Source organism: Arthrobacter sp. 05T442 (assembly GCF_056395945.1).
Map to the genome: position 1 here is coordinate 305,427 of NZ_JBFTKM010000003.1, position 17,416 is coordinate 322,842.

Below are 17,416 nucleotides of genomic sequence, written 5' to 3' on the forward strand. Positions count from 1 at the left end.
CCAGAGCGTTAAACTACGAAGCGCCGGCACCCCTTCGGGTCCGGCGCTTCCCAGTGACGCGGATTCCTAGCCTTCGCAGTCGCGGCAGTACTTCATGCCGTTCTTTTCGCGGGCCACCTGGGACCGGTGACGGACCAGGAAGCACGAGGCGCACGTGAATTCATCGGACTGCTCCGGCACAACAACAACGGTCAGTTCTTCACCGGACAGGTCCGCCCCGGGAAGATCAATGCCTTCGGCCGTGTCGTTCTCATCGACGTCGATGACGGCGGTCTGGGCGCCGCCTCCACGGGAAGCCTGAAGGGCCTCCAGCGATTCAGCGGGAGATTCTTCTTCTGACTTGTTGCGTGGGGCGTCGTAATCGGTAGCCATAGCGGGGGTTCACTTTCGTTGCTGCGCAGCGCCATTTCAGGCACCTCAGTGAAGCAGTTTAGGTCATTATGCACGGAGTTGCAGAATAGTGTGTTCAAAGCGACACTATGCGTCGCCGGGGCGTGTAAAAACGACGTTGCGCGGCAATCAAGTCATATTTTTCAGGCGACTGGCCACACGACGAGGGTCTGCCACTTCGACTGGTCGGGCTCGGTTCCGGGATCGCTGAGGTAGTACTCCCACATCGCTCCGCCGGGGGTCACGCCCTCGGCCTGCATCCGGGCCAGGATCGCGCCGTAGGTCTGCTGCAGCGATTCGTACGGGCCGATATGCAGGGCCTCGAAGGCTGGCCCTGCGGGAAGCGTCCCGGCGGTAACCCCGGTGTCGGAGCCCCCGGCCCTGGCAAAGGCGGCGGCCAGCGGAAAGCCGGCTTCGACGTCGACGACGTCGGTGGGCATCCCGCGGTACAGCGCAAACGGAGGTCCGGCGAGCTGGACGTGCTGCTGCTGCACCGCCCCCATCACCGCCCCGAAGGCGCGGCCGAAGAAGTCCCGCAGCTCGGCCATCGGGACGGTTTCGCGCAGCACCGCCGTCGGCTGTTCCTTGAGTTGCGTGGACTTGATCTCTGGTGTCTTTTCCGCATTCGTTTCACTCATACGCCCAGAGTCCGCTGTCCGGTTTCCACGGACTAGGGCCTTACGTCCCTGCGGCCGCGGGCGCACCGGCGGGCCTACCGCCCGGGCCGCGAGAGCACCGGCCGGCCGGCCTGCCGGCCTGGCGCTCTGCCTGCAGGACACGCCCCCCTCGACAAAAATGAATTTTATTCATTTAACCCTTGCCCTCCGGTCCCGTCTGCCGCGATACTAAATGAACCGCATTCATTTAGTGATCCCCGTCTCATTGGAGTAGTCAGATGATCGAAATCACCTCCCTTCATTCACCGCCATCCCTGGCCCGGAGAGCGCCGTCCGACCGCCCGGCACTGCGGATCGGCGTGGTCCAGCACCGCTGGCATGCCGACATCGCCATTCTGCGTGCCGAGCTGGACGAGGGCATCGAGCGGGCCGCGCGGCTGGGCGCCACCGTGGTCTTCCTGCCGGAACTCACACTCTCCCGCTACCCCGCGGACACCCTTCCGGAGAACGACACCTCGCGTTCCGGCGTCCGGCCCCGGCCCTCAGACACGGCCGAGGTCCTGCTCACCGGGCCCACGTTGCGTTTCGCGGCCGATGCCGCGCGCCGGCACGGGGTCTGCGTCCATGCCTCCCTGTACCAGCGGGCGGAGAACCCGGACGGCCCGGACGACGGCCTGGGCCTGAACACTGCCATCCTGATTTCCCCCGAGGGTGAACTCCTGGCGCGGGCGCACAAGCTCCACATTCCGGTCACTGCCGGCTACTACGAGGACAAGTTCTTCCGGCCCGGCCCGGCCGCTGACGACGCCTACGAGGTCCACTCCCCCGCGGAGCTCGGCGGTGCACGGCTGGGCATGCCCACCTGCTGGGACGAATGGTTCCCCGAAGTCGCCCGCCTGTACGCCTTGCGCGGGGCAGAAATCCTGGTCTATCCCACGGCAATCGGCTCCGAACCGGACCACCCGGACTTCGACACCCAGCCGCTCTGGCAGCAGGTAATTGTGGGCAACGGCATCGCCAACGGCCTGTTCATGGTGGCCCCCAACCGCTGGGGCAACGAGGGGACGCTGAACTTCTACGGCTCGTCCTTCATCTCCGATCCCTACGGCCGGATCCTCGCCCAAGCCCCGCGGGATGAATCCGCTGTCCTCGTCGCAGACCTGGACCTGGACCAGCGCAGGGACTGGCTGACGCTGTTCCCGTTCCTGGCGACCCGCCGCCCGGACACTTACGCCCGGCTCACCGAGCCGGTCCGCCACGATGCCCCGCTCGGCGGCGAAGGGCCCCTGGCCCAGGCGGTGGACGCATGAGCGGCTGGCGCATGCCGGCGGAGACGGCGCCGCAGGAGCGGATCTGGATGGCGTTCCCCACCGGCGGCTACACCCTGGGCGAGACGGACGAAGAAGCCCACGCCGCCCGGTCCACGTGGGCCGCCGTCGCGAACGCCGTCGTCGGATTTGAACCGGTCACCATGCTGGTGGCCCTCGACGATGTCGGGACCGCCCGCCGCTACCTTCACCCCGACGTTGAGGTGCTCACCGCCGAACTGAATGACGCCTGGATGCGGGACACCGGCCCGAGCTTCGTGCTGGACGCCGGCGGCCGGCTCGGCGCGGTGGACTGGGTGTTCAACGGCTGGGGTGGCCAGGACTGGGCGGCGTGGAACAAGGACTCGCTCGTGGCCGCAGAGGTCTCGGCACGGTCCGGCGCACGCCACCTCGTTTCGGCACTGGTCAATGAGGGCGGCGGCATCCACGTGGATGGTGAAGGCACCGTGCTGGTCACTGAGACCGTGCAGCTGGATCCCGGCCGCAATCCCGGGCTGGACAAAGCAGACGTTGAAGCCGAGCTGGCGCGGACCATCGGTGCCACCCATGTCATTTGGCTTCCCCGCGGCCTGACCCGGGATTCGGAGAAGTTCGGCACGCGCGGCCATGTGGACATCGTGGCCGCCATCCCGTCCCCGGGCACCCTGCTGGTCCATTCCCAGCAGAACCCGCAGCACCCGGACTTCGAGGTCAGCCGCCAGATCATCAGCTACCTTGCCGCCACCAGGGACGCTGCCGGGCGTGAGTGGAACATCATCGAGGTGCCCGCCCCGGAGACCTTGACGGACGACGACGGCTTCGTCGATTACAGCTACATCAACCACGTGGTGGTTAACGGGGGCGTGATCGCCTGCACGTTCGCGGACCCCATGGACGAGAAAGCACTGCGCATCCTCGGTGACGCCTACCCCGGGCGCAAGGTCATCGGCGTCGACGCCCGCGAGCTCTTTGCCCGCGGCGGCGGCATCCACTGCATCACCCAACAGCAACCGGCTGCCTCCTAGAATAGGTCTCTGACATGAGTCAAACGATCGGCCGCGAACGCGGCGCATCCTCTCCCCACGACGTGGTTGACCCCGCCGGTTCGAAGCACGGCATTACCGGCAAGGGACTCAAGGGCGGACAGCTCGGCCTGCTCGCCGTCGTCGTCCTTGGCATTTCCTCCGTGGCGCCCGCCTACAGCCTCACGAGCTCGCTGGGACCCGCCGTCGGCGCCGTGGGAGTGCAGCTCCCGGCGATCTTCATCATCGCGTTCATCCCCATGATCCTGGTGGCGTTCGCCTACCGCGAGCTCAACGCCGACTCCCCGGACAGCGGCACCACGTTCACGTGGGCCACCAAGGCCTTCGGCCCGTACGTCGGCTGGATGGGCGGCTGGGGACTGCTGGCGGCAAACATCATCGTCCTCTCCAACCTGGCCGGCGTCGCGGTGGACTTCTTCTACCTCTTCCTGGCCCAGGTCTTCGGCAACCCCGAGCTCGCGGACCTGACCTCCAACAAGGCGCTGAACATCGCCACCTGCCTGGTGTTCGTGGCACTCGCGGTCTGGATCAGCTACCGCGGCCTGCATGCCACCAAGCTGGTGCAGTACAGCATGGTCGGGTTCCAGGTCGTCGTCCTGGCCATCTTCATCGTCATGGCGCTCACCCACGCCGCCTCAGGGGATTCCCCCACCGCCATCGGCTTCAGCTGGGACTGGTTCAACCCCACGAAGATCGAAAGCTTTGAGCAGTTCACGGCCGGCATGTCCCTGGCGGTCTTCGTCTACTGGGGCTGGGATGTCTGCCTGACCGTGAACGAGGAGACCAAGGGCGGCAAGGGAACGGCCGGCAAGGCGGGCACGACGACGGCGATCGCCGTCCTCGGCCTGTACATCGCCGTGATCGTGGCGACCATGATGGTGGCCGGCGTGGGCGGGGACGGCATCGGGCTGAACAACCCGGACAGCCAGCAGAACGTCTTTGCCGCGCTGGCCTCCCCCGTGATGGGCCCGCTTGCCATCCTGATGTCCCTGGCGGTGCTGTCCGGCACCGCATCATCCCTGCAGTCCACGATGGCGTCCCCGGCCCGCAGCCTGCTGGCCATGGGCCACTACGGGGCGCTCCCGCCGCGCTTTGCTACGGTCAGCAAGCGCTTCGGTTCGCCGGGCTACGCCACAGTCGTGGCCGGCCTGATCTCCGGCGGGTTCTACGCGGTCATGAAGGTGGTCAGCGAAAACGTCCTCAACGACACCATCATGGCCCTGGGCCTGATGATCTGCTTCTACTACGCCCTGACCGCGTTCGCCTGCACGTGGTACTTCCGGCACAGCCTGTTCTCCAGCGTCCGGAACGTCTTCATGCGCCTGCTGTTCCCGGTGATCGGCGGCCTGGTGCTCACCGTGGTGTTCTTCCAGACAGCGGTGGACAGCTGGGCTCCCGAGTTCGGCAGCGGCTCCGAGATCTTCGGGGTGGGCCTGGTGTTCATCATCGGGATCGGAATCCTGTTGCTGGGCACGGTGGTCATGCTCCTGGCGGCCCGGTTCCATCCGGGATTCTTCCGCGGCGAAACCATCCGCAAGGACACCCCCGCGCTGGTGATCCCGGAGTAGGCTCCGGGTTCTTGACCCGTACAGCGGCCGTCGCGACAGCCTCCGCGACAGCAAAAACCCCGCCAGTTCCGATGCATGATCGGAGCTGGCGGGGTTTTCTCTGGGCCCCCTGTCGGATTCGAACCGACGACCCCCGCTTTACAAGAGCGGTGCTCTGGCCAACTGAGCTAAGGAGGCATTCCTGTGCCGCCCGGTACCTGGCCGCAAAAGGGCCGGCGCCTGGACGCTAGATAAGGTTAGCCCACGGACGCCCGGTGGTAAAAACGGCGACGGCGCAGGCTGCGAAGCAAACGGGAAGGCCCTGTCCCGGACGAATCCGGGACAGGGCCTCCCTGACGGCCGCGCAGCTGCCACGCGACTACCCCGCGCGGGCACCGTTGCTTCTTGGGCCCCTACTTCTTGGCGTCGATGGCTGTCTGCAGGAACTGGTCGAACGGTGTCTGGGCGCTGTCGCCCTTGCCCCACTGCTTGCCCTCGACGAAGACGGTCGGTGTGCCGGTGACCCCGATGGCCTGGGCCTCCTGCGTGGCGTACTTGACGTACGGCCGGTACGTCTTGTCATCCACGCACTTGTCGATGTTCTGGGCCCCGGCGTCGGTGGCCATCTTCTTCAGATCCGAGTCCGAAAGGCCGGCAGAGCCTTCGGCCGGCTGCTTGTCATAGAGCGCGTTGAAGAAGTCCGCGTATTTCTCCGGGGACGTGTTCGCTACACAGGCAGCAGCGTTGGCCGCGCGCGAGGAGTAGTTGGTGGTGGAGCGGCTGTCCAGGAAGCCCAGCGGGCGGTATTCCACCGTGATCTTGCCGTCGTTGCGCAGCTTGGTGAGCGTGTCGTTGTACTGCGCCTCGAAGTTCTTGCACACCGGGCAGATGAAGTCGACGTAGAGGACCACCTTGACCGGCTTGCCGGCTTCGGCCTCGGCACCGGGCGCGGTGACCTCCGCGGGCGGCGTGGCCGGCGCCGACGGAAGATCAGCGATCTTCACCGTCCCGGCATTAGACTTCGCGACGTCGGTATTGGCAAGGAGAGTGACACCGCCGTGAACGTTGCCGTTGGCCGGGGTGGGTCCGTTGTCGGCGACCGGAGCGTTGTTCTTGATCCCGGTCGTGATGACGAGGGCCACGATTGCGAGGATTGCCACGACGGCCACAACAATGCCCCAGCCGATGAGCCGCTTGTTGCGCTTGTCCTTCTTCAGCTGAGCCTCGCGGATCTCACGGGCTTTCTCGCGGGCCGCGGCGGTGCGCTCCGCCTTGGACGGTCGGGGTTCGTTTGCGGGGCTCATTAATTCCTCGTGTCGATCGGCCTGGAAGGTCCACTCATTGGCAATTTCATCATTTTAGGGGAGAAACCCGGGAGCTTGCGCCTTCAAGTTTCCGTCCCGCCTCCCCAACGGGCGAATAGCCCGGAAGATTCCATCCAGCTAGGGTGGGTTGAGAGCCACAGCGACCCCAGGGGGCACCAATGGAAGCAACCGACCACGCAGATCATGCCGGTTCGGCCACCGCCGACACGGCGAATGAGACCGCGCCGAGATCCAAAAGGACGGACCCGAAGTCCGGAAGCAAGGCCGGCCCTGACGGTGGCGCAGAGGATGCCGCGGCACAGTATGACTTCATGGTGGTTTCCAACCGCCTGCCCGTTGACCGTTGCACTCCGGACGAGCGCGGTTGCGATGACGGCTGGCGCCGCTCCCCCGGCGGACTCGTGACGGCGCTGGCGCCCATGATGACCAAGACCGACGGCGCCTGGGTGGGCTGGCACGGCGCGCCGGACGAGCACGTCGAGCCGTTCAGCCATGGCGGCATTGATCTCGTCCCGGTCCAGCTGAGCACCCAGGACATCGAGCTCTTCTACGAGGGTTTTTCCAACGCGACCCTTTGGCCGTTGTACCACGACGTGATCGCCCCGCCGGAGTTCCACCGCGCCTGGTGGGACTCGTACCGGAAGGTCAACCGAAGGTTCGCCGACGCCGTCATCCACCACGCAAACTCCGGCGCGACGGTCTGGGTGCAGGACTACCAACTCCAGCTTGTCCCGAAGATGCTCCGTGAGGCGCGGCCGGACCTGAGGATCGGGTTCTTCAACCACATCCCCTTCCCGCCGCCGGAAATCTTCGCCCAATTGCCATGGCGCCGGGCGATCATCGACGGCCTGCTGGGTGCGGACCTCGTGGGTTTCCAGCGCAGCAGCGACGCCGGGAACTTCATGCGCTCAGCCCGCCGTTTCCTGGGTGCCAGCGTCAAGCAGCAGCAGGTCCACGTCAAGGGCAACGACGGCGACACCACCCATATCGCCCGTGCCCAGGCCTTCCCGATTTCCATCGATGTCAAGCAGATCAGCGAACTGGCCCGGAATCCGGAAGTCATCGAGCGCGCGCGCCAGATCCGCCGGGACCTCGGGAACCCGAAAACCATCCTGCTCGGCGTCGACCGTCTCGACTACACGAAGGGCATCCGCCACCGGCTCAAGGCCTACGAGGAGCTGCTGGCCGACGGCAAGGTCACGGTGGAAGATGCATCCCTGATCCAGGTGGCCAGCCCCAGCCGGGAACGCGTGGAGCAGTACCGCCTGCTGCGCGAGGAAGTCGAAGGGACCGTTGGCCACATCAACGGCACCTATGACACCATGGAGAACACTGCCGTACGCTACCTGCACCACAGCTACCCCATTGAAGAAATGGTGGCGCTGTACCTCGCGGCCGACGTCATGCTTGTTACGGCGCTGCGCGACGGCATGAACCTCGTGGCCAAAGAATACGTCACCGCCCGGACGAACAACGACGGCGCGCTGGTGCTCAGCGAGTTCGCCGGCGCCGCGGACCAGCTCAAGCAGGCGTTGCTGATGAATCCGCATGACATCGACGGTCTCAAGGACACCATCATGAAGGCCGTGAACATGCAGCCCGCCGAGGCTGCCCGCCGGATGCGTGCGATGCGCAAGCAGATCCTGGACCACGACGTCGACCTCTGGTCCTCCGACTTCCTGACCGCCCTCGATGAGAAGGTCGTGCGCGATGACTCCTGACGCGGCCGGTACCGGCGAGGCCGGCACCAACAGCTCAGGCACCACGCCGCTCCCGCTCTCCCCGGGGCTGCTCGAGGCGGTGCGGCGCGTCGCAGGCACCGGGCACCTGCTCGTGGCGATGGATTTCGACGGCACCATGGCGCCCCTCGTGGACCATGCGGCCGACTCCCGTGCGCTGCCGCGGTCGGCGGCCGCCTTCGCCGGGCTGGCGGGGCTTCCCAGGACGACGACGGCACTGATCTCGGGACGGGCGCTGGACAGCCTGCGGGCGGTCGCTTCCCCCCCGGAGAACACCCTGCTGATCGGCAGCCATGGGGCAGAAATCTGGATGGGGCCCGGTTCCACGCAGCTGACGCTCGACGACGCCCAGCGGGACCTGCTCGCGGAAGTCCGCAAGATGCTCGAGGAAATCGTGGAACAGGCCCCGGGCACTTTGCTGGAAGACAAGCCGGCCGGCGTCGTGCTGCACACCAGGCTGGCCGCCGACGACGTCGCCGAGGATGCGGTGGCCGCCGCCCGTGCTGTCCTGCAGGACCGCAAAGACGTTTTCGTGAAATCCGGAAACCGGGTGCTGGAGACCTCCGTGGTTAACGCCTCCAAGGGCGAAGGAGTCGACTTCCTGCGGCAGGCATGCGGCGCGACGACCGTGGTCTTCGCCGGTGACGACACCACCGACGAGGACGCCCTCGGTCATCTGCTCCCCGGGGATCTGGGCGTGAAAGTGGGGCCCGATTTCACCCAGGCCGAGTTCCGGGTGGAGTCCCCCGAGCACGTCTGCGAGTTCCTGGAGGCGCTCCTGAGGGAGCGCAGGCGGGTAGTCAGCGGGTAGTCAGCGCCTGGGCCGCCAGGCCTGCAGCGGGAGCCCCGCAACGCCCGGTAAGCGGTATCACATGTGACATCCGTAACATTTTGGCCCAAATGCCATATATCTGACATACTCTGATTGTGATGTGGCGCACAAGAACCGTGCGGCGTCATTGGATACTCCTCGGCTTCGGCCGGGGAGTATGCGCACGTCTCGTGCGGATAACTGAATAACAACTGCATACAAAGACCATTCACTACGGATCGTCCGGCACGTACCTGCCGGTGAAGGGATTGATAACTGTGGCTACAGTTACTTTTGATAACGCAACACGTCTTTACCCGGGCACCGAAAAGCCCGCTGTTGACAAGCTCAACATTGAAATCGCCGATGGCGAGTTCCTGGTCCTCGTCGGACCCTCAGGCTGTGGAAAGTCGACCTCCCTGCGCATGCTTGCAGGTCTTGAGGACGTGAACTCCGGCCGTATCCTCATTGGCGACCGCGATGTCACCGACGTTCCGCCCAAGGACCGCGACATCGCCATGGTTTTCCAGAACTACGCCTTGTACCCGCACATGACTGTCGCGGACAACATGGGCTTCGCGCTGAAGATTGCCGGCGTCAGCAAGGAAGAGCGTGCCGAGCGGGTCCGTGAAGCCGCCAAGCTGCTCGACCTCGAGCCGTACCTGGACCGCAAGCCCAAGGCGCTCTCCGGCGGCCAGCGCCAGCGTGTCGCCATGGGCCGCGCAATCGTGCGTAACCCGCAGGTCTTCCTCATGGACGAGCCGCTGTCCAACCTGGACGCCAAGCTCCGCGTCCAGACCCGCACCCAGATTGCGTCCCTGACCCGCCGGCTCGGCGTGACCACCGTCTACGTGACCCACGACCAGGTCGAGGCCATGACCATGGGCGACCGCGTTGCGGTACTCAAGGACGGTCTGCTGATGCAGGTCGACACCCCGCGCAACCTCTACGACAAGCCGAAGAACGTCTTCGTGGCCGGCTTCATCGGCTCGCCCGCCATGAACCTGCTCGAGCTTCCGGTTGTCGACGGCGGCGTGCAGTTCGGCGGAACCGTCTACCCCGTACCGCGCGATGTCCTCGAAGAGGCGCACGGCCGCACGGTCACCGTCGGTTCGCGTCCGGAAGACCTCGAGACCGCACCGGAGGGTGAGGGCCTCCACGTCGAGGTCGACGTCGTCGAGGAACTCGGCGCCGACGCCTACGTCTACGGCCACACCACCCTGGACGGCCAGAGCCACGACATCGTGGCCCGCGTCGACGGCCGCCGCCCGCCGATGAAGGGTGAATCCATCTGGGTTCGTCCGCAGTCGGGCCACGTACACCTGTTCGACACCAAGACGGGCCTGCGCCTCGGCGACTGATCCCCTCTGCGCGTATCCGACGGCGGTCCTCCCCAGTGGAGGGCCGCCGTCGTCCGTTAAGCGCCCCCATTTCGCCGGCGTTGCCCCGTTCGTTAGGGCCGCCGCCCTTCGTACGGAAGAATTGGTTCATGACCGAGGAAAGCAACGCCCAGTGGCACGACGAACCCACCGACTACGGTCAGATCGGGAAACTGCCGCGGTTCGAAGCCGCCAGCGCCAACGATGAGAAGGCCTCCGTCGCTTCCAGTTCGCTGAGCATCACCGCGGCCGCGACCGAGCCCGAACTGTTGGACCTGCCGTGGCATGTCGCCCTTGAGGACTGGCCGGCCGAGTACCTCGCCGCCCTCCCCCGGGGCATCTCCCGCCACATTGTCCGCTTCGCCCACCTCGGCGGGTCCGTGATCGCCATCAAGGAAACTTCGGAGCACATCGCCCGGCACGAGTACCACATGCTCCGCAAGCTCGCGCGGCTGGACGTCCCCTGCGTGGAGCCGGTGGCCGTCATCACCGGACGCACCACCCCGGACGGCCGTCCGCTGAACCCCGTGCTGGTTACCCGGCACCTCAAGTTCTCCATGCCGTACCGTGCGCTCTTCTCCCAGATGCTGCGCAAAGACACCCTGACCCGCCTGATCGACGCGCAGGCGCTCCTGCTGGTCCGGCTGCACCTGATCGGCTTCTACTGGGGCGACGTCTCCCTCTCCAACACCCTGTTCCGCCGCGATGCCGGCGCCTTCGCCGCGTACCTCGTGGACGCCGAGACGGGCGAGCTGTACCCGGACCTGTCCACCGGGCAGCGTGAGTACGATCTCGAAATCGCCCGGGTCAACATCGCCGGTGAGCTCATGGACCTGCTCGACGGAGGCCTCATCGAAGAGAAGGTGGATCCTGTGGCCACCAGCGAACTCATCATGGACAGTTACCGGCGCCTGTGGACCGAGCTGACCGAAAAGGAGTCGTTCGAGATCGGTGAACGCTGGCGCGTGGCCGCCCGCATCCGCAAGCTCAACGAACTCGGCTTCGACGTCGAGGAATATGCCATCAAGACCACCCAGAACGGCTCCACCATCCAGCTGCAGCCCAAGGTCGTGGACGCAGGGCACCATCAGCGACGGCTCCTGCGCCTGACCGGTCTGGACGCGCAGGAAAACCAGGCCCGGCGGCTCCTGAACGATATGGACTCCTTCAGGGCTGACAACAACCCCGGCATGGACGAGGAATACAGCGCCCACCTGTGGGTCAGCCAGATCTTCGAGCCGATCGTGCGCTCCATCCCGCGCGACCTCTCCGGCAAGCTCGAGCCGGCGGAGGCGGTCCACGAGATCCTGGAGCACCGCTGGTACATGTCCGAAAGGGAGAACCGGCACATCCCCCTGGCCGAGGCGGTGCAGTCCTACATCGACTCCGAGCTCCGCCACCGCCGGGACGAGGCGGCCATCATGCTCAACCCGGACACGGCGATGCTCAAGATCCTCGAGGTGGAGACCGAGGAATCGCGCTACGGCGACGAGGATGAGGACGAGTACCCGGACTCCGACGACTAGGCTGCGCGCTGGGCCACGCCTACTGATGCCCCACCCAACTGACTCGCAGCAGGGGCCGTTCTGGGCCCTCAGAACGGCCCCTGCTGCTAGCTACTTGGGCTTACACGTTGTGGCCCGTGCGGGTTAAATCGCTTTGCCCGGGTTGAGGATGCCCGAAGGGTCGAAGAGTTCCTTGATCCGGCGCTGCAGTTCGCGCACGGGTTCTTTTTGCTCGAGGCCCAGCCAGCGCAGCTTGAACTGGCCGACGCCGTGCTCCCCCGTAATGGTGCCGCCCATGGCCAAAGCCACGGTAATGGACTTGTCCAGGGCCGCGCCGAGGCGCGTCATGGCGTCAGCGTCGACGCCGCTGTCACTCCGGTCCACCCAGAACGTCGGGTGGAGGTTGCCGTCCCCGGCGTGCGCCACGACCTTGAGCCGGACCTGGTGCTCGGCAGCCATGGCTTCCAGCTCAGCGACATAGTCCACGAGGCGCGAACGCGGCACGGCGACGTCCTCGCCCACGCGGTATTCGTCGTCGACCTCGACGCCGCGGCTGTTACGGCGCAGTTCCACGAGCCGCTCGGCCTCCGCGCTGGCCTCCATGGTCACCTCGGCGCCGCCGGCCGCCAGCACAGGCCGGATGGCCGCAGCCTCGGCGGCGGCCCCAAAACCGTCGGTCTGGATGAGCAGCAGGGAGGCGCCGCGCGCGGCCAGGGACGAGCCGTGGACGTCATCGAGCTGGGCGAGCGATCCGCCGTCGAGCAATTCCATGATGGCCGGCTGCACGCGCGCCCTGCCCACAGCCAGGACGCCCGCCGCGGCACTCCGGAAGTCCGGGTAGAAGGCGGCAATCGTGTGCACCTCGCGGGGCAGGTACTTGAGCCGGACCGTGACGCCGACGACGATCCCCAAGGTCCCCTCCGAACCGACGAACAGTCCGGTGAGGTCGTAGCCTGCGACGCCCTTGAAGGTCTGGTGGCCGGTGTGGATGAGCGAGCCGTCCGCCAGCACGACGTCGAGCGCCAGAACCGAGTCCCGCGTCACGCCGTACTTCGCACAGCGAAGCCCGCCGGCGTTGGTGGCCACGTTGCCGCCGATGGTGGAGATTTTGAAGCTGGCCGGGTCCGGGGCATACATGAGCCCGTGCACCGCAGCGGCGGCGTTGAGGTCCGCGTTGATGACACCGGGTTCCACGACGGCCGTCTCATCGTCGGGGTTGAGGTCCAGGATGCGGTTCATTCGTTCGAGGCTCAGGACGACGCAGCCCTCGCTGGCATGGGCGCCGCCGGACACGCCGGTGCCCGCACCGCGCGCCACCACGGCAATTCCGCGGGCGGCGCAGGCGCTGACGGTCGCCTGGACGTCGGCCACCGATTCCGCACGGACCACGGCCTGGGGGAGCTGGTAGTCCAGCACCGGGGCCTGGTCCACGGCGTAGACGGCCAGCGTGTCCGGGTCCCCGGCCACTTTCGCCGTGCCGAGGGCAGAGGTCAGCTCCTCAATGATGCTGCGCATGCGGTCTCTCCAGTTCTCCATCGAATCCGGATTTCAGTCTACGGCCGCAGGACCGGCACCCGGGTCCCGGCAGGACCCACGCGGCCGCCGCCGGGCCGCTGGTGCAGATCAGGGCGGTTCCGGCAGCCGCATCCGCCCTGATCTGCCCAGTCATGAATGCAGCGCGGCTTGCTGACGCCTCAACCCGACGTCGCACCGCCAATGATGTGGGTCACACGTGCAAACGCTTCCAAAGAACACGGTGACCTGGCCTTCGACGGCCCACCTGCCGGCCGGGAGCTCGAGCCGCCACATGAGACCCGCAAACCCCTGCAGCCCGGGGAAGCCATCCGGATGGGCCGGAAAGGCGGGCAAATTCGCCTGGGGAATGTCCATACGGTGGTCGAACGCGGTGCGGTCGACACATAACTGGAAGCGTTTTCAATTGCGACCGATCAGCCTTACGATTACCGGCATGTCCGTTGATTCAGCACTCGCCGCCCCCGCCGCCCTGATTGGCACCCTGACGCCGGTCCACCCCGCCGACAGCATCCCCGGGTGGTGGCGCTCCGCCGTCATCTACCAGGTCTATCCGCGCTCGTTCCGGGACCTGAACGGGGACGGCATCGGCGATCTCGCCGGCATCACCGCCGAACTGCCGAAGCTCGCGGAACTGGAGATCGACGCCGTCTGGCTTTCCCCGTTCTACCGCTCCCCGCAGCGCGACGCCGGCTACGATGTCAGCGACTACTGCGACGTCGATCCCCTCTTCGGCACCCTCGCGGACTTCGACGCCATGATCACGGAGGCCGCCCGGCTGGGCCTGCGCATGATCGTGGACCTCGTCCCGAACCACTGCTCGGACCAGCACCAGGCGTTCCAGGCGGCCTTGGCTGCGCCCGCCGGAAGCCGGGAGCGGGACATGTTCATCTTCCGGGACGGACGTGGCGCCTTCGGCGAGGAGCCGCCGAATAATTGGCAGTCCCACTTCGGCGGCCCGGCGTGGACCCGGATCACGGAACCCGACGGCACGCCCGGCCAGTGGTATCTGCACCTCTTCGACACCTCCCAGCCGGACTTTAACTGGGACAACGACGCCGTGCACGAGGAATTCGAGCGCGTCCTGCGCTTCTGGCTGGACCGCGGGGTTGCCGGGTTCCGCGTGGACGTGGCCCACGCTCTCGTCAAGGCTCCGGGGCTTCCGGAATGGGGCGGCCGGGCCGACGGCAACAGCTGCGACGGCTACCCGGGCCATGACGCCCCGATGTTCGGCCAGCCGGCGCTGCATGACATCTACCGGAAGTGGCGGCGGATTCTCGCCGAATACGGACCGGACCGCATCCTCTGCGCCGAGGCCAATGTGGACCCGCTCCCCCGCCTGGCGGACTGGGTCCGTCCGGACGAGATGCACCAGGCATTCAACTTCCCCTATCTCCACGCCGGCCTGGATGTGCGTCATATGCGCCACGTGATCACCGAGTCGCTGACGGCGCTGGACTCCGTCGGCGCGCCCAGCACATGGGTCCTCTCCAACCACGACGTCGTCCGCCACGCCACCCGCTTCGGATACGACGGCCACGCGCCCCGCGACGGCGACGGGATCGGCACTTCCGATCCGCAGCCTGACGAGGCCCTTGGCCGCGCCCGGGCAGCGGCAGCCTCGATGTTCATGCTCGGCCTTCCAGGCGGCGCCTATCTCTACCAGGGCGAGGAGCTCGGCCTCCCGGACGCCATCGACATTCCGGACAGCCAGCGACAGGATCCCACATTCGGCCGTACCGGTGGTGAGCGCCTCGGCCGTGACGGCTGCCGCGTTCCGCTGCCGTGGCGGCGCGGAGCGCCCCACTCCGGCTTCGGCGCCGGGCAGGACCCCTGGCTGCCGCAGCCGGCGAGCTTCGATGAGCTGGCCCGGGACGCCCAGGCCGCAACGCCGTCGTCGCACCTGTTCCTGTACCGGCGGATGCTGGCTCTCCGGCGGGAGCTGGAGCTCGGCAAGGGATCGCTGTCCTGGCTCGAAGAGTGGTGCACCGATTCCAGCCTCGCCTACCTCAACGGCACCACCCTGGTGCTGATCAACGTGGGCCGGGAGGCGCTGGATCTGCCCGACGGAAAGGTGCTCCTCCGTAGTTCCGGCACCAGCAGCGAGCCTTCCGGCACCGGGTTCGAGTCAGAGGAACTGGGCGAAGCCGGCCATCGGTTAGGCTCGGGTGAAACTGTTTGGCTGGAAATCCACATCGAGGACGCGGAGAGCTGAGAATGCCCGGCATCAAGGACGTCGCGGAACGGGCGGGCCTGTCCATCGCCACCGTTTCGCGGGCCTTGAGCGGCAAGGGCAATGTCTCGGCGCGCAGCCGCGAGCGTGCCCGGCTGGCCGCTGCCGAGCTCGGGTTTGTGCTTTCCTATCACGCCTCCAGCCTGGCCTCGGGACGGAACCACAACGTCGGTGTCGTGGTTCCGTCCGTGCACCGCTGGTTCTTCTCCTCCGTGGTGGAAGGCGTCTCGGCGACCCTGCTCGATGCGGGGTACGACCTCACGCTGTACAACGTCAGCGAGGGGCAGGAGCGCCGGCACAAGGTGCTGAACGACTTCCTACTCCGCAAGCGTGTTGATGCAGTCATCGCCGTGTCGCTGGAACTCAGTGAGGCCGAGATCCGGCAGTTGCTGGCCATTCACCGGCCCATCGTAGGAATCGGCGGACCACTGCCGGGTGCCTCGACCATCCGGATCGATGACTCGGGCATCGCCGAGTCGGCTGCCCGGCACCTCATCCAGCTCGGACACAGCAAGATTGCCCACATGACCGGTGACGCGGCGTATGACCAGGACTTCCGGCTGCCCGGCACTCGCCAAGGCGGCTTCGAGAAGGCCATGAAGGCGGCGGGCCTGGCGGTCCGGCCGGAGTGGCAGGTCTCAGCGGACTTCACCGTACAGGGCGCCTACGCGAGTGCCAGGCGGCTTCTGGGCGGCTCGGAGGAACGCCCGACTGCGGTCTTCGCGGCTTCCGATGAAATGGCGATCGGCACCATCCTCGCCGCCCGTGACTTCGGCCTCAGGGTTCCGTCCGACCTCTCCGTGATCGGCATCGACGGGCACGAGCTCGGCGGGGTGTTCGGGCTAACGACCATTGACCAGGATGCGCGCGGCCAGGGCGCCCTGGCGGTGCAACGGCTGCTGGCGGGGCTCGACGTCGGCGCAGGCGCCGCCACCGAAGACACCGAGTACCCGACACGCTTTGTCATCCGTTCCAGCACCGCAGTGCCTCCCGTGGACACCGTACCGTTGCGCTAAGTGCCGGCTATCGCCTCGGTGACGGCCTTCCTGCCCGGTTCCTCGCTCCATTGCTGCGCCCTCCGCGCCGCGGCGCCCTGAAAACCGGGGAAGCCGTCCGGGTCCATGCACCGCTCGTCGAAGCAACTGGGCAGGAGCGACGCGATGCGACCCGCAGGCCCGGCACGCTCAGGCCCCGGCACCGCCCATGAAGCGCACGAAGCGATCCAGCACGCCGGGCCAGCCAGCTATGTACCCCGCCCGTGTGGCGGCGGGATCCTCGGCGCCCTCCCAGCCGCTGTGCACCAACCTGAGCTCGGTGCCACCTTCGACAGCACGGAACGCGACGCGCAGCTCCGTAGACCACACGGCGGAGCTTCCCGGGTGCCAGCTGGCGTGAAAGGACAGCGGGGGCTGCCAGTCGTCGATCGAGCCCCAGATCGCTGTCCGACCGTCATCCGCAGTCTCCAGAATCAAGTTCTCTTCGAACTCCACATAGGAGCCGGCGCCGTAGACGCTGTGATCCTCAAGGGGCCACCAGAGGTGCGTGTGTTCGGTGAATCCCACGAAAGCCCGGGCGACAGCGCCAGGCACGACGACCGTGAAGACGAACGGCTCCAGCCCATCGGACGCCTCCGGTCCCGGAGCATCAGATTGGTCGGCAGGAGCGTGGCTGAAGAGGTTGTCCATGGGCATCTACTTTACCTGCGCCAGTCCAGGCGGGTTCTCACGGCCCCGTCCGGTCCGAGCCGGTGTGCTGATTGCCGGCAACCTGGGTCTCGGGAATGGCGGTTAAATGGCTCGAGCCCCGACATTCCTTGTCGGGGCTCGAGCTCTAATTTATGTCCGGCGGTGACCTACTCTCCCACACCCTCCCGGGTGCAGTACCATCGGCGCTGTGGGTCTTAGCTTCCGGGTTCGGGATGGGACCGGGCGTTTCCCCCACGCTATGACCGCCGTAACCCTGTTACCCGCCCCCATGCGCGGTGGGC

General features: G+C 66.7%; 14 protein-coding genes, 1 tRNA gene and 1 rRNA gene. 9 read left to right on the forward strand and 7 right to left on the reverse strand.

Translation table 11 applies throughout. The annotated features are described in order from the left end of the window. Nucleotides 1–66: 66 nt before the first annotated feature. Both AC1DES_RS05980 and AC1DES_RS05985 read right to left on the reverse strand, forming a co-directional pair. Nucleotides 67–372, reverse strand: coding sequence for a DUF4193 domain-containing protein (locus AC1DES_RS05980; RefSeq protein ID WP_476894769.1), 306 nt, complete (start codon nt 370–372; stop codon nt 67–69). Nucleotides 373–533: 161 nt separating this feature from the next. Further along, on the reverse strand, nt 534–1,028 hold the full coding sequence (locus AC1DES_RS05985; protein WP_476894770.1) for a GyrI-like domain-containing protein: 495 nt from the start codon (nt 1,026–1,028) through the stop codon (nt 534–536). Nucleotides 1,029–1,285: 257 nt separating this feature from the next. Between AC1DES_RS05985 and AC1DES_RS05990 the strand changes: the two genes are divergently transcribed. The 3 genes from AC1DES_RS05990 to AC1DES_RS06000 are packed head-to-tail and all read left to right on the forward strand — an operon-like array spanning nt 1,286 to nt 4,925. Next, nucleotides 1,286–2,317, forward strand: coding sequence for a nitrilase-related carbon-nitrogen hydrolase (locus AC1DES_RS05990; RefSeq protein WP_476894771.1), 1,032 nt, complete (start codon nt 1,286–1,288; stop codon nt 2,315–2,317). Continuing rightward, nucleotides 2,314–3,339, forward strand: coding sequence for an agmatine deiminase family protein (locus AC1DES_RS05995; RefSeq protein WP_476894772.1), 1,026 nt, complete (start codon nt 2,314–2,316; stop codon nt 3,337–3,339). The genes AC1DES_RS05990 and AC1DES_RS05995 overlap by 4 nt, the downstream gene beginning before the upstream one ends. A 14-nt stretch (nt 3,340–3,353) precedes the next feature. Beyond that, nucleotides 3,354–4,925 (forward strand): APC family permease, encoded by a 1,572-nt coding sequence (locus AC1DES_RS06000; RefSeq protein WP_476894773.1) that lies wholly within the window; start codon nt 3,354–3,356, stop codon nt 4,923–4,925. A gap of 103 nt (nt 4,926–5,028) precedes the next feature. Here AC1DES_RS06000 and AC1DES_RS06005 read toward each other — a convergent pair. Next, a tRNA-Thr gene (locus tag AC1DES_RS06005) sits at nt 5,029–5,102 on the reverse strand. A gap of 215 nt (nt 5,103–5,317) precedes the next feature. Continuing rightward, on the reverse strand, nt 5,318–6,208 hold the full coding sequence (locus AC1DES_RS06010) for a DsbA family protein (protein ID WP_476894774.1): 891 nt from the start codon (nt 6,206–6,208) through the stop codon (nt 5,318–5,320). Between the two features lie 332 nt (nt 6,209–6,540). Here AC1DES_RS06010 and AC1DES_RS06015 point away from each other — a divergent pair, with 332 nt between their 5' ends. The 4 genes from AC1DES_RS06015 to AC1DES_RS06030 all read left to right on the forward strand — a co-directional run bounded on the left by AC1DES_RS06015 (nt 6,541) and on the right by AC1DES_RS06030 (nt 11,684). Further along, complete coding sequence (locus AC1DES_RS06015; RefSeq protein ID WP_476894775.1) at nt 6,541–7,950, forward strand: alpha,alpha-trehalose-phosphate synthase (UDP-forming); 1,410 nt, start codon at nt 6,541–6,543, stop codon at nt 7,948–7,950. Continuing rightward, complete coding sequence (gene otsB / locus AC1DES_RS06020) at nt 7,940–8,779, forward strand: trehalose-phosphatase (RefSeq protein ID WP_476894776.1); 840 nt, start codon at nt 7,940–7,942, stop codon at nt 8,777–8,779. Before AC1DES_RS06015 ends, otsB begins: the two co-directional genes overlap by 11 nt. 278 nt (nt 8,780–9,057) lie before the next feature. Then, nucleotides 9,058–10,140: an ABC transporter ATP-binding protein gene (locus AC1DES_RS06025; protein WP_476894777.1), complete on the forward strand. Its 1,083-nt coding sequence runs from the start codon at nt 9,058–9,060 to the stop codon at nt 10,138–10,140. A 128-nt stretch (nt 10,141–10,268) separates the two neighbouring features. Continuing rightward, a complete protein-coding gene (locus AC1DES_RS06030) occupies nt 10,269–11,684 on the forward strand; it encodes a DUF4032 domain-containing protein (RefSeq protein WP_476894778.1) in 1,416 nt (471 codons plus the stop codon). Nucleotides 11,685–11,807: 123 nt separating this feature from the next. Here AC1DES_RS06030 and AC1DES_RS06035 read toward each other — a convergent pair whose 3' ends face one another. Next, nucleotides 11,808–13,178, reverse strand: coding sequence for an FAD-binding oxidoreductase (locus AC1DES_RS06035; RefSeq protein WP_476894779.1), 1,371 nt, complete (start codon nt 13,176–13,178; stop codon nt 11,808–11,810). A 454-nt stretch (nt 13,179–13,632) separates the two neighbouring features. Here AC1DES_RS06035 and AC1DES_RS06040 point away from each other — a divergent pair, with 454 nt between their 5' ends. Next, complete coding sequence (locus AC1DES_RS06040) at nt 13,633–15,411, forward strand: glycoside hydrolase family 13 protein (protein WP_476894780.1); 1,779 nt, start codon at nt 13,633–13,635, stop codon at nt 15,409–15,411. Between the two features lie 2 nt (nt 15,412–15,413). Then, entirely contained in the window at nt 15,414–16,445 is a 1,032-nt protein-coding gene (locus tag AC1DES_RS06045; protein ID WP_476894781.1) for a LacI family DNA-binding transcriptional regulator, read from the forward strand. 168 nt (nt 16,446–16,613) lie between these two features. Here AC1DES_RS06045 and AC1DES_RS06050 read toward each other — a convergent pair whose 3' ends face one another. Together AC1DES_RS06050 and rrf are read right to left on the reverse strand one after the other, a co-directional pair. Next, a complete protein-coding gene (locus tag AC1DES_RS06050; protein WP_476894782.1) occupies nt 16,614–17,114 on the reverse strand; it encodes an SRPBCC domain-containing protein in 501 nt (166 codons plus the stop codon). A 154-nt stretch (nt 17,115–17,268) separates the two neighbouring features. After that, a 5S ribosomal RNA gene (gene rrf, locus AC1DES_RS06055) occupies nt 17,269–17,385 on the reverse strand. Nucleotides 17,386–17,416: the final 31 nt, after the last annotated feature.

Coding starts and splice junctions, on each gene's coding strand:
- AC1DES_RS05980 (WP_476894769.1), bottom strand. CDS start 372: ATGGCTACCGATTACGACGCCCCACGCAACAAGTCAGAAGAAGAATCT.
- AC1DES_RS05985 (WP_476894770.1), bottom strand. CDS start 1,028: ATGAGTGAAACGAATGCGGAAAAGACACCAGAGATCAAGTCCACGCAA.
- AC1DES_RS05990 (WP_476894771.1), top strand. CDS start 1,286: ATGATCGAAATCACCTCCCTTCATTCACCGCCATCCCTGGCCCGGAGA.
- AC1DES_RS05995 (WP_476894772.1), top strand. CDS start 2,314: ATGAGCGGCTGGCGCATGCCGGCGGAGACGGCGCCGCAGGAGCGGATC.
- AC1DES_RS06000 (WP_476894773.1), top strand. CDS start 3,354: ATGAGTCAAACGATCGGCCGCGAACGCGGCGCATCCTCTCCCCACGAC.
- AC1DES_RS06010 (WP_476894774.1), bottom strand. CDS start 6,208: ATGAGCCCCGCAAACGAACCCCGACCGTCCAAGGCGGAGCGCACCGCC.
- AC1DES_RS06015 (WP_476894775.1), top strand. CDS start 6,541: ATGGTGGTTTCCAACCGCCTGCCCGTTGACCGTTGCACTCCGGACGAG.
- otsB (WP_476894776.1), top strand. CDS start 7,940: ATGACTCCTGACGCGGCCGGTACCGGCGAGGCCGGCACCAACAGCTCA.
- AC1DES_RS06030 (WP_476894778.1), top strand. CDS start 10,269: ATGACCGAGGAAAGCAACGCCCAGTGGCACGACGAACCCACCGACTAC.
- AC1DES_RS06035 (WP_476894779.1), bottom strand. CDS start 13,178: ATGCGCAGCATCATTGAGGAGCTGACCTCTGCCCTCGGCACGGCGAAA.
- AC1DES_RS06040 (WP_476894780.1), top strand. CDS start 13,633: ATGTCCGTTGATTCAGCACTCGCCGCCCCCGCCGCCCTGATTGGCACC.
- AC1DES_RS06045 (WP_476894781.1), top strand. CDS start 15,414: ATGCCCGGCATCAAGGACGTCGCGGAACGGGCGGGCCTGTCCATCGCC.
- AC1DES_RS06050 (WP_476894782.1), bottom strand. CDS start 17,114: ATGGACAACCTCTTCAGCCACGCTCCTGCCGACCAATCTGATGCTCCG.